7 protein-coding genes and 1 pseudogene are annotated in these 11781 nt (G+C 75.2%); 6 read left to right on the plus strand and 2 right to left on the minus strand.

Annotated elements, in window-relative coordinates:
* Nucleotides 1–23 precede the first annotated feature (23 nt).
* The gene (gene dapD / locus ACVCAH_RS03135; RefSeq protein WP_447134512.1) at nucleotides 24–983 is read right to left on the minus strand and encodes a 2,3,4,5-tetrahydropyridine-2,6-dicarboxylate N-succinyltransferase; all 960 of its coding nucleotides are present in this window, start codon (nucleotides 981–983) and stop codon (nucleotides 24–26) included.
* 24 nt (nucleotides 984–1007) lie between these two features.
* Between dapD and dapE the strand changes: the two genes are divergently transcribed.
* Nucleotides 1008–2108, plus strand: a complete 1101-nt coding sequence (gene dapE, locus ACVCAH_RS03140) for a succinyl-diaminopimelate desuccinylase (protein WP_447134513.1) — start codon at nucleotides 1008–1010, stop codon at nucleotides 2106–2108.
* Between the two features lie 88 nt (nucleotides 2109–2196).
* On the opposite strand, the gene ACVCAH_RS03145 is transcribed toward dapE, so the two are convergent.
* Nucleotides 2197–2364 carry a hypothetical protein gene (locus tag ACVCAH_RS03145; RefSeq protein WP_447134514.1) on the minus strand — a complete coding sequence of 56 codons (168 nt, stop codon included), beginning with the start codon at nucleotides 2362–2364 and terminating at the stop codon, nucleotides 2197–2199.
* 155 nt (nucleotides 2365–2519) lie between these two features.
* On the opposite strand from ACVCAH_RS03145, the pseudogene ACVCAH_RS03150 reads away from it, so the two are divergent.
* From ACVCAH_RS03150 to ACVCAH_RS03170, 5 genes and pseudogenes are all read left to right on the plus strand, one after another.
* Nucleotides 2520–3362 (plus strand): annotated as a pseudogene (locus tag ACVCAH_RS03150) (LOG family protein); the annotation flags it as partial.
* Nucleotides 3363–3524: 162 nt separating this feature from the next.
* On the plus strand, nucleotides 3525–4070 hold the full coding sequence (locus ACVCAH_RS03155; protein ID WP_447134515.1) for an LOG family protein: 546 nt from the start codon (nucleotides 3525–3527) through the stop codon (nucleotides 4068–4070).
* Between the two features lie 404 nt (nucleotides 4071–4474).
* Nucleotides 4475–7858 (plus strand): ATP-dependent helicase, encoded by a 3384-nt coding sequence (locus tag ACVCAH_RS03160; RefSeq protein ID WP_447134516.1) that lies wholly within the window; start codon nucleotides 4475–4477, stop codon nucleotides 7856–7858.
* Nucleotides 7855–11262, plus strand: coding sequence for an ATP-dependent helicase (locus ACVCAH_RS03165; RefSeq protein WP_447134517.1), 3408 nt, complete (start codon nucleotides 7855–7857; stop codon nucleotides 11260–11262). The genes ACVCAH_RS03160 and ACVCAH_RS03165 overlap by 4 nt, the downstream gene beginning before the upstream one ends.
* A gap of 204 nt (nucleotides 11263–11466) precedes the next feature.
* The gene (locus ACVCAH_RS03170) at nucleotides 11467–11670 is read left to right on the plus strand and encodes a cold-shock protein (protein WP_007072850.1); all 204 of its coding nucleotides are present in this window, start codon (nucleotides 11467–11469) and stop codon (nucleotides 11668–11670) included.
* Nucleotides 11671–11781: the final 111 nt, after the last annotated feature.

Below are 11781 nucleotides of genomic sequence, written 5' to 3' on the forward strand. Positions count from 1 at the left end.
CCGCGGACCCGGAGGGGCGGCCGTCAGTCGTTGGCGTGCAGCGCCGCGTTCAGCTCGATGCCCCGACCGGTTCGCGGCCGGGCCTCCAGCGCGCCGGTGACCGAGTTGCGCCAGAACAGCAGGCCGTTCACGCCGGAGAGCTCGCGGGCCTTGACCACCCGGCCGTCCGGCAGGGTGATCTTCGAGGCGGCGGTGATGTAGCAGCCGGCCTCGACCACGCAGTCGTCACCGAGCGAGATGCCCACGCCCGCGTTCGCGCCGACCAAACTGCGCTCGCCGATGCGGACCTTCTCGGTGCCGCCGCCGGAGAGGGTGCCCATGATGGAGGCGCCGCCGCCGATGTCGGAGCCGTCGCCGACCAGCACGCCCTGCACGATCCGGCCCTCGACCATGGAGGCGCCGAGGGTGCCGGCGTTGAAGTTGACGAAGCCCTCGTGCATCACGGTGGTGCCCGAGGCCAGGTGGGCGCCGAGCCGGACCCGGTCGGCGTCTGCGATCCGGACGCCGGAGGGGACCACGTAGTCGATCATCCGGGGGAACTTGTCCACCCCGTAGACGGCCAGGTGCCGGCCGGCCGCCCGCTCGATCACCCGCAGCTCGTCGACCCGCTCCGGCGGGCACGGCCCGGCCGAGGTCCAGGCCACGTTCGCCAGCTTGCCGAAGATGCCGTCCAGGTTGAGCTCGTTGGGCCGCACCAGGCGGTGGGAGAGCAGGTGCAGCCGGAGGTACGCGTCGGCGGCGTCCTTGATCGGGTCGTCCAGCGAGCCGATCACGGTGGTCACCTCGACCGTACGCAGACCGGGCAGCGCCCGCTCGCCGACCGCGCCGGGCGGCAGGTCGAGCACGTCCGCCTCGTCCTCGCCCGGCACCAGCGGCAGCTCGCCGAGCCCCAGCTTGCCGGTCGGGTACCAGGTGTCGAGCACCTGATCGTCAGCGGTAACGGTGGCCAGGCCGATGCCCCAGGCAGCTTGTGCGGTCGTCACGATTGTGACGGTACCGTGCGAACCATGGAGAACCCGCTGACCCCCGAGGTCCTCGCCGATCCGGTGGCGCTCACTCGCGCCCTCGTCGACATAGAGTCCGTCTCCCTCAACGAGAAGGCCATCGCCGACTGCGTCGAGGAGGTGCTGCGGGGCGTGCCGCACCTGGCCACCTTCCGGCACGGCAACACGGTGATGGCGCGGACCGACCTCGGGCGCAGCCAGCGGGTGGTGCTCGCCGGGCACCTGGACACGGTGCCGCTGAACAACAACTTCCCGTCCACCATGCGCGGTGACCTGATGTACGGCTGCGGCACCTCGGACATGAAGTCCGGCGTCGCGTTCGCGCTGCACCTGGCGGTGACCCTGCCCGACCCGCGCTACGACGTGACGTACTTCTTCTACGAGGCCGAGGAGATCGAGTCGAAGTACAACGGCCTGGAGCTGGTCGGCGCGGCGCACCCGGAGTGGCTGCGGGCGGACTTCGCGGTGCTGCTCGAACCGACGTACGGCATCGTCGAGGCCGGCTGCCAGGGCACCATGCGGGCGATCGTCACCACGCACGGCGAGCGGGCCCACGCCGCCCGGTCCTGGCACGGGGTGAACGCCATCCACGGCGCCGGTGAGGTGCTGAGCCGCCTGACCGGGTACCAGGCGCGCCGGGTGACCATCGACGGCTGCGACTACCGCGAAGGGCTGAACGCGGTCCGGATCAACGGCGGGGTGGCCGGCAACGTCATCCCCGACCGCTGCGAGATCGAGATCAACTACCGGTACGCCCCGGACCGCGACCCGAGGGCCGCCGAGGCACACCTGCGGGAGGTCTTCGCCGGTTTCGACCTGGTGGTGACGGACGCGGCGGCCGGCGCGTCGCCCGGCCTGGACTCGCCCGTGGCGCAGGAGTTCCTGGCCGCCGTCGGCGCCGCGCCGATCGGCAAGTTGGGCTGGACGGACGTGGCCCGGTTCGCGGCGATGGGCATCCCGGCGCTGAACTTCGGCCCCGGCGACCCCAACCTGGCCCACCACAAGGACGAGCACGTCGAGATCGGCAAGATCCGCGACGGCGCCGCCACCCTGCACCGCTGGCTGGCCCCGCCTGACCCGGCCCCTCCGGGTCCCCGCGCGTGATCAGGAGGTTCGCGTCAGCCGAGCGCTGCCCGGTGACGCGAACCTCCTGGTCGACGATCGACCGGCGGGCGGGCGCCGGTGGGCCCGGTCAGACGGGCAGGGACGCGTCCGGGGCGGTGCGGGCGTCCGTGGGGTCGCCGGCCGGGTCGGTGGCGACGGGCTCCATCTGCCGGGCGCGGCGGCGCTCGGCCACCACGTCGCGGATCCGCCGCTGCATCTGCCGGCGGATCCGGACCATCTCACTGTTGCTGATCACGCTGACTCCTCCCCCGAAGGCGCGCGCCCGGGCATACCCGGTATGTGAATAGTAAGACGTACGGGCGACCGAATTAGTTGCCCAAGATCGCGAACAATTTCCCGGCGTTGTCGCCCCGCACACCCGGCCGGTACGACTCCACTACGGTTGCTCCCATGAGTCAGAGCAACGGGCGGGAGGCCGGACGCGCACCGGGGCAGGAGCGGCACCGGGGCGCGGTCACGCTGCGCCGGCAGGCCATCCCCAGCAGCACCGCCGACCAGCGGCTGCTCGACTCCCGGGCGCGCAGCGACTGGAAGACCAAGGACGCCTGGCGGGCGCTGCGGATCCTCTCCGAGTTTGTCGAGGGGTTCGACACCCTGGCCGACCTGCCCCCGGCGGTCAGCGTCTTCGGCTCGGCCCGGAGCCGGCCGGAGAGCCCGGAGTGCCGGCTGGCCGAGGCGCTCGGCGGCGCCCTGGCGCGGGCCGGCTACGCGGTGATCACCGGTGGCGGGCCGGGTGTGATGGAAGCGGCCAACCGGGGCGTCAGCGAGGCCGGCGGGCTCTCCGTCGGGCTCGGCATCGAGCTCCCGTTCGAGCAGGGCCTCAACGACTGGGTCGACCTGGCCATCGACTTCCGCTACTTCTTCGCCCGCAAGACCATGTTCGTCAAGTACGCGCAGGCGTTCGTCGTACTGCCCGGCGGCTTCGGCACGATGGACGAGCTGTTCGAGGCGCTCACCCTGGTGCAGACCGGCAAGGTCACCCGGTTCCCGGTGGTGCTGATGGGCGTGGACTACTGGCGTGGGCTGCTGGACTGGCTGCGCGACACGATGGCGGAGGGCGGCAAGATCGGGCCGACCGACCTGGACCTGATCTGCGTCACCGACGACGTCGACGCGGCGGTCCGGCACATCGTGGAGGCCGAGGCCAACCTCTCCGCCGAGCAGGAGGCGGTACGCGAGGAGGCCGTCGCCCGGGTCGCGGCCGACCAGCAGGCGGCGGGGGAGGCGGCCGGCGGCCGGACCGGCGGCGGTGACCGGACCGGCGGTGCAGCGGCCGCCGCCGACCGGTCCGCGGCCCGCCGGACGACCGGCACCGGACCCGGTGGCGACCGGTCCGGGGAGCGGCCGGCCGGTCCGGCCCGCTCGACGGGCGCCGGAGAAGGGGCGGGCTGAGCCGTGGCGGCGATCTGCGTGTTCTGCGCGTCCTCCCGTACCCTCGACCAGCGCTGGCTGGACCTCGCCACCGAGACCGGCGCGGAGATCGCGCGGCGCGGGCACACCCTGGTCAGCGGCGGCGGCTGCGTCGGCATGATGGGCGCGGTGGCCGACGGCGCGCGGGCGGCCGGTGGGCCGACGGTCGGGGTCATCCCGCAGTCGCTGGTCGACCTGGAGGTCGCCGACCTGGCTTCGGACGAGCTGCTGATCACCGACTCGATGGCCAGCCGGAAGACCCTCATGATCGACAAGTCGGACGCGTTCCTCACCCTGCCGGGCGGCCTTGGCACGCTCGACGAACTCTTCGAGGTCTGGACTACCGCCACCCTGGCGCTGCATGCCAAGCCGATGGTGCTGGTCGACACCGACGGCTTCTACCGGCCGCTGATCGACTGGCTGGCCACCCTCGCCGACCGCACCTTCGTCAAACCCGCCGGCCTCGACCTGCTCACCGTCGTGGACACCGTCCCCGCCGCCCTCGACGCTCTCGAGGCCCGCCTCATCTGACCCACCACGCCCGCCGTCCCCAGCCGGGCCGGACGCACACCGTCACTGCACACCCCCGCCCCGGGCACCACCCCCGCCCCCTTTGCTCTGCACACATATACGCAACAGCCACCCTGCGTTACGTTCTTTCGCCGCCCCCTCTCCGGCCCGGCGCTGGTATTCCCTGCTCAGCAACCGGTGCGTATATGTGTGCAGAGCAAAGGGCGAGCAGGAGAGGATGGTGTCCCTCGGCGGGCGGTCACCTTCCGTGATTCGCCGTTCCGAGCCCGTCGGCCACGCTGAGTGTTCGGCCGCGCGGCCCGCAGCGGCCCGCCGCGCGTCGACAGCTCACCAGATCGATGGGTGCCGCCGGGACGGCTGGGGTGTCGGGGTGGGGTGTCGTACGGGCGTGGTGGGATGGGCGGATGCAGGCGTACCGGTTGGTGCGTCGGCCTGACCGGCCGGCCGACGAGCTCGGGTCGACCGAGCGGCCGACCGAGGAGCTCGTGCCGCGGCGGGGCGATCCGGTGCAGGCGGAGGTGGTCGGGCACACCGACGGGCCGATGCTGGTGCTCGGCGGTCCGGGCACCGGCAAGACCAGCACCCTGGTCGAGGCGGTCGCCGCCCGGGTGGCCGACGGGGTCGACCCGGAACGCGTCCTGGTGCTCACCTTCGGCCGGCGGGGCGCCACCGAGTTGCGCCACCGGATCGAGGCCCGGGTCGCCCGGGGCGGGCCGCGGGTGCTCCGCGAGCCGCTGGTGCGCACCTTCCCGGCGTACGCCTTCGGCCTGCTCCGCCGGGCCGCGGCCGAGCGGGGCGAGCCGTCGCCCCGGCTGCTCACCGGTCCGGAACAGGATCTGATCATCCGCGAGTTGCTGGACGTGGTCGGCGAGGAGCCGGGCGACGACCCGGTCGGCTGGCCGGAGGACCTGCGCCCCGCGTTGCGCACCCGGGCCTTCGCCGCCCAGTTGCGTGACCTGCTGATGCGGGCCGCCGAGCGCGGGGTCGGCCCGGTCGAGCTGGCCCGGCTCGGCGAGAAGCTCGGCCGGGCCGACTGGCCCGCCGCCGCCCGCTTCCTGCGGGAGTACGTCGCGGTGCTCGCCCTGCGCGACGTGAGCAACCGCGGCTCCATCGCCTACGACCCGGCCGAGCTGGTCCGGGCCGCCACCGGCATGCTGCTCGACGACGAGGAGCTGCTCGCCGCCGAGCGGCGCCGGCTGGCGTACGTCTACGTCGACGAGCTGGCCGACACCGACCCGGCCCAGCTCGATCTGCTCGCCGTGGTGGCCGGCGGCGGCAAGCCGCTGGTCGCCTTCGCCGATCCGGATTCCTCCACCTACGCCTTCCGGGGCGCCGACCCGGCCGGGGTGACCACCTTCCCGCACCGGTTCCGCACCGCCTCCGGGGCGCCCGCCGCACAGGTGATGCTGACCACCTCCTACCGGGCCGGGCCGCGGCTGCTGGCCGCGTCCGCCCGGCTGGCCCGGCGGCTGCGCGGCCCGGCGGCGCACCGCCGGCTGCGCCCGCTGCCCGACGCGGCGCCCGGGTCGGTCGAGGTGCACACCTTCCGCTCCGCGACCAGCGAGGCGGCCTGGCTGGCCCACGCGCTGCGCGCGGCGCACCTGCTCGACGGCGTGCCCTGGTCGGAGATGGCGGTGCTGGTGCGCTCCACCGCGCGGCAGCTGCCCTCGCTGCAACGGGCGCTGCACGCCGCCGGGGTGCCGACCGTGGTGCACGGCGAGGACCTGCCGCTGCACCCGCAACCGGCGGTGGCGCCGCTGCTGCTCCTGCTGCGCTGCGCGCTGGAGCCCGAGCGGCTCGACGAGGAGGCCGCGGTCGCGCTGCTGCACTCGCCGCTCGGCGGCGCCGACCCGCTGGCCGAGCGGCGGCTGCGGCAGGGGCTGCGCGCCCTCGCGCTGGCCGCCGGCGACCGCCGCCCCTCCGGTGAGCTGATCGTCGAGGCGTTGCGCGACCCGGCCGAGCTGGCCGGGATCGAGCGCCGCTGGGCGGAACCGGCGCAGACCGTGGCCGGCCTGCTCGCCGTCGCCCGGGAGGCGGCCGCCCGGCCCGGAGCCACCGCCGAGGAGGTGCTCTGGGCGGTCTGGCGGGCCAGCGGCCTGGCCGAGCTCTGGTCCTCGGCGATCGCCCGGGGCGCGGCGGCGCCCGGCGAGGGGGACGTGGCGCGCCGGCGCCGGGCCGAGGCGGCCGACCGCGACCTGGACGCGGTGATGGTGCTCTTCGACGCCGCCGCGCGGTTCACCGACCGGCTGCCCGGCGCGCGGATCGAGGTCTTCCTCGACCACGTGCTCGGGCAGGACCTGCCCGCCGACACCCTGGCGCCGACCGCCGACCGGGGCGACGCCGTCCGGCTGCTCACCGCGCACGCGGCGAAGGGGCTGGAGTGGGACCTGGTCGCGGTCGCCGGGGTGCAGGAGGGGGTCTGGCCCGACCTGCGGCTGCGCGGCAGCCTGCTCGGCTCCGAGCGGCTGGTCGACGTGCTCGCCGGCCGGGCGGCGGGCGCCGGCACGGTGGCCACCCTGGTCGGGCAGACCTCGGCGCTGCTGGACGAGGAACGCCGGCTGTTCCACGTCGCGGTGACCCGGGCCCGGCGCCGGCTGCTGGTCAGCGCGGTGGCCTCGGCCGCGGTCGGCGGCGACGACCACGAGGAGCAGCCGAGCCGCTTCCTCTACGAACTGGGCCCCACCGATCCGCCCGACGCCGCCCCGCCCACCGACGGCCACCCGCCCGACGGCCCGCCGCCCGCTCCGGACGACGACGACCGGCCGAGGACCCTGCCGGTGAGCCGGCCACCCCGGGCGCTGACCCTGCCGGCGCTGGTGGCGGAGCTGCGGACCGCGGTCAGCGACCCGGATCTGCCGTACGCCCGGCGGCGCGCCGCCGCGGCGGAGCTGGCCCGGCTGGCCGCCGCCGGGGTCGCCGGCGCGCACCCGGACGACTGGTGGGGGCTGCGCCCGCTCTCCGACGACCGCCCGCTGGTCGACGAGGGGGAGCCGGTCCGGGTCACCCCGTCGGCGATGGAGAGCGCCCTGCGGTGCAGCCTGCGCTGGCTGCTGGAACGGCACGGCGGCAGCGCCCCGGCCAGCGCCGCGCAGGGCGTGGGCAACCTGGTGCACGCCGCCGCGATGCTGGCCGAGGACGCCAGCGTCGACCGGGGTGCCCTGCTCGACTACGTGGCCGCCCGGTTCGACGCGATCGAGCTGGCCGCCCGCTGGATGGCCGGCCCGGAGCGGGCCCGGGCCGAGGCGATGGTCGACAAGCTGCTGCGCTGGCTGGCCGCCAACCCGCGCCGGCTGCTCGCGATCGAGCACGAGTTCGCGGTCCGCCTCGACGATCCGAACCGCCCGGTCGAGCTGACCGGGCGGGTGGACCGGCTGGAGGTGGACGCGGACGGCCGGCTGGTGGTGGTTGACCTGAAGACCGGCAAGTCCACCGCGGTCACCGCGAACGACCTGGCCGAGCACCCGCAGCTGGGCGCCTACCAGGCGGCGGTGGAGGCGGGCGGGTTCGCCGAGTTCGGCGACGAGTCCGGCGGGGCGGCGCTGGTGCAGCTCGGCACCGGCGCGAAGGACGCCCGGGAGCAGAGCCAGCCGCCGGCCGGGGAGGGGCCGGAGGCGGGCTGGGCGACCGCGCTGGTCCGGCGCACTGCCGATACGATGGCCGCCGCCACCTTCGCCGCGGTCGCCAACTCCAAGTGCCGGGTCTGCCCGGTGCGGACGAGCTGCCCGGTCTCCGGGCAGGGGCGGCAGGTGGTCGAGCCACCGACCGTCCGTCGTCCGGAGCACCCGTGACCCAGCCCGCCCTGTTCAGCGCCGCGACCCCGGCACCCCGGGTGGCCGACTCCGGCCCCCGGTACACGCCGGTGGAGCTGGCCAAGCTGCTGCGGCTGCCCGCCCCCACCCGGGAACAGGCGGCGATCATCGCCGCCCCGGTGGAGCCGCTGCTGGTGGTCGCGGGCGCCGGGTCGGGCAAGACCGAGACGATGGCCGCCCGGGTGGTCTGGCTGGTGGCCAACGCGTACGTGCGGCCGGAGCAGGTACTCGGGCTCACCTTCACCCGCAAGGCGGCCGGCGAGCTGGCCCACCGGGTGCGTACCCGGCTGGACCAGCTGGTGCGCCGGCTCGGCCGGCAGGGCCGCGACCCGCTCGACGACCCGCTGGCCGGCGAGCCGACCGTCTCCACCTACCACTCGTACGCCGGGCGGATCGTCACCGAGCACGGCCTGCGGGCCGGCTACGAGCCGTCCACCCGGCTGCTCACCGAGGCGTCCCGCTGGCAGCTGGTCGACCTGCTGGTACGCAACTACGACGGCGACATGTCCGAGGTGGACCGGATGCCGAGCACCGTCACCGACGCGGTGCTGGCGCTCGCCGGCGAGCTGGACGAGCACCTCGTCGACCCGGACGACCTGGCCGCCTGGACCGGCCGCTTCTTCGCCGAGGTGCAGGCCCGCCCCGGCCGGGTCTACGCCGACGTGCGCAAGGCGCTCGCTTTCCAGCAGACCCGGCTGAAGCTGCTCCCGCTGGTGCGCGCGTACGCCCGGCGCAAGGAGGACTTCGAGGCGATGGACTTCGCCGACCAGCTGGCCCGGGCGGCCCGGGTGGCGCGCGACCACCCGGGCGTCGGCGAGATCGAACGGGACCGCTTCCGGGTGGTGCTGCTCGACGAGTACCAGGACACCAGCCACGCCCAGGTGGTGCTGCTCAACGCGCTCTTCGGCGGCGGGCACCCGGTGACCGCGGTGGGCGACCCGTGCCAGTCGATCTACGGCTGGCGCGGCGCGTCCGCCGGCACGCTGGACCGCTTCCCGACCGAGTTCGCCCGCGCCGACGGCACGCCGGCCGAGGTGCTCAGCCTCACCACCAGCTGGCGCAACCGCCCGGAGATCCTCGGCGTCGCCAACGCCCTGGCCACCCCGCTGCGGGCGGCCGGTGCCCGGGTGCCGGAGCTGCACGCGGCGATGAGCGTGAAGGACCCGGTGCCGCACCGCAGCGCCCGCGGCGCCGCCGGCGGCACCGTGCACTGCGCGCTGCTGCCGACGTACGCCGACGAGGCGGACTGGATCGCCGACAGCGTGCTCAACGCGTGGCGCGGCGCGGCCGGCATGCCCGGCGCGCTGCCCGAGCACATCCCGGTGGCGCAGCGGCCGACGACGGCGGTGCTGGTCCGGCTGCGCAGCCAGATCCCGGCGATCGAGTCGGCGTTGCGCGCGCGCGGCCTGCCGGTCGAGGTGGTCGGCTTGGGCGGCCTGCTGGACACCCCCGAGGTGCGGGATGTGGTCTGCACCCTGCGGGTGCTCGCCGACCCGACCGACGGGGCCGCCCTGTTGCGGCTGCTCACCGGGGCGCGCTGGCGGATCGGGCCGCGCGACCTGGTGGCGCTGCACCGCCGGGCCCGGGCGATCGCCGCCGCCCGCCGGCAACTCGCCGACGACGGTACGCCGGAGATCACCCCCGACGTGCTCGACGAGGCGACCCTGGTGGAGGCGCTGGCCGACCTCGGCCCGGCGCAGGCGTACTCGGCCGAGGGCTACGCGCGGCTGCGCGCGTACGCCCGGGAGCTGGGCCTGCTCCGCTACCGGCTGGACCAGTCGCTGCCGGACCTGATCGCGGACATCGAGCGGACCATCGGCCTGGACGTCGAGGTCGCGGTCCGGGCCGGCCGGGACGGCGCCGGCGACGCCGGCCTCGCCCGGGGGCACCTGGACGCGCTCGGCGACGTCGCCGCGCGGTTCAGCGGGGAGACCCCGGGCGCCACCCTGTCGGCGTTCCTCGCCTACCTCGCCGCCGCCGAGGACGAGGAGCGCGGCCTCACCCCGGGCGAGGTGGAGGTGGTCGAGGGGGCGGTGCAGATCCTCACCGCGCACGCCGCCAAGGGCCTGGAGTGGGACGTGGTGGCGGTGGCCGGGTTGTGCCGCGGGGTGTGGCCGGGGTCGGTGCGCAACTCCGACCACTGGCTCGGCGGGCTCGGCGTGCTCCCCTTCCCGCTGCGCGGCGACGCCGACGGGCTGCCCGAGCTGGGCCTGGCCGGGGCCGAGGACCAGCGTGGCGTGGCCCGGGCGCTGGAGGACTTCACCGACGCCTGGCGAGCGCACGACGAGCGGGAGGAGCGGCGGCTGGTGTACGTGGCGGTGACCCGGCCGCGCCGGCTGCTGCTCTGCTCCGGCTACTGGTGGGGGGAGGGCACCAAGCGGCCGCGCGGCCCGTCGGTGCTGCTCCGCGAGGTGCACGACGCCTGCCTGGACGGCGGTGCCGGGCACCTGGTCGACGACTGGGCGCCGGAGCCGGCGCCGGACGCGACCAACCCGACCGCCGAGGTGGTGCTCCGGGCCGAGTGGCCGGCCGACCCGCTGGGCGCCCGCCGGCCGGCGCTGGCCGAGGCGGCGGCGCTGGTTCGCCGGTTCCTCGCCGACGGCGACCCGGCCGAACCGGACCGGACCGATGGCGAGGACGCGGCCGCCGACCCGGTGGCCGACGACCCGGCGGTGACGCGCTGGCGACGGGAGGCCGACCTGCTGCTCGCCGAGCGGGCCGAGCTGACCCGGCAGGCCGGCGCGATCGAGGTGGCGCTGCCCGGGCACCTGTCGGTGACCCAACTGGTGGCGCTGCGCCGGGACCCGGCCGCGCTGGCCCGGACGCTGCGCCGCCCGCTGCCCAGCGAGCCCAACCCGTACGCCCGCCGGGGCACCGCCTTCCACGCCTGGCTGGAGCAGCGGTTCGGGGCCGACCGGCTGCTCGACGTGGACGAGCTGCCCGGCGCGGCGGACGCGGACGCGGCGCCCGACGAGGCGCTCGCCGAGCTGCAGGAGCGCTTCCTGGCCAGCGAGTGGGCCGACCGGGTGCCGGTCGAGGTGGAGGTGCCCTTCGCCACGGTGATCGCCGGGGTGGTGGTCCGGGGCCGGATGGACGCCGTGTTCGCCCGCCCCGGCGGGCGGTTCGACGTGGTCGACTGGAAGACCGGTGGCCAGCCCACCGGGGCGGCGGCCGAGGTGGCCGCGGTGCAGCTGGCGGTCTACCGGCTGGCCTGGGCGGAGCTGGCGGGCGTACCGGTGGAGCGGGTCGGCGCGGCGTTCCACTACGTCCGCGACGGGGTGACCGTGCGTCCGGCGGATCTGCTCGACGTGGCCGGGCTGACCGCTCTGATCAGCAAAATCCCCGAAATTCCGGCAGACGCTGGCACTCAGCGAAATCCGTGATAGATTAGCCGAGTTGCAGTTTTGGTTACCAGAGACTCTGTGTGCGCCTGGCGGATTGTGGCCCCAGGCGCTCTTTGTTGTGTCCGGAGTTCTCCGGGCGGGGCGACCAGCAGCGACAGGCGAGCCACGCACTCCGCGTGGATCGCTCCTCTCGAGCCCGCAACAGGTGCGGGTTCGACGTTCCGTCAAGGAGACGAGACAAGCATGGCTATTGGCACCGTCAAGTGGTTCAACGCTGACAAGGGTTTCGGTTTCATCACCCCGGACGGCGGCGGAGCCGACGTCTTCGCCCACTTCTCGGCGATCCAGTCCTCCGGCTACCGGAGCCTGGACGAGAACCAGCGGGTCGAGTTCGAGATCACCCAGGGCCAGAAGGGCCCGCAGGCGGAGAACATCCGCCCGCTCTGATCTGCGGCGACACCCGTAGTTCGTGACACCCACCGCGCCCTCCGGGCGCGGTGACGGTGGCCGGTCCGCCACCATCGTGCGGCGGACCGGCCTCCGTACCCCTTCGGTTCG

The organism is Micromonospora sp. LZ34 (assembly GCF_052981855.1).

Excerpts from the sequence above, each read along its gene's own strand:
- dapE (WP_447134513.1), top strand. The coding sequence starts at position 1,008 with ATGGAGAACCCGCTGACCCCCGAGGTCCTCGCCGATCCGGTGGCGCTC.
- ACVCAH_RS03160 (WP_447134516.1), top strand. The coding sequence starts at position 4,475 with ATGCAGGCGTACCGGTTGGTGCGTCGGCCTGACCGGCCGGCCGACGAG.
- ACVCAH_RS03170 (WP_007072850.1), top strand. The coding sequence starts at position 11,467 with ATGGCTATTGGCACCGTCAAGTGGTTCAACGCTGACAAGGGTTTCGGT.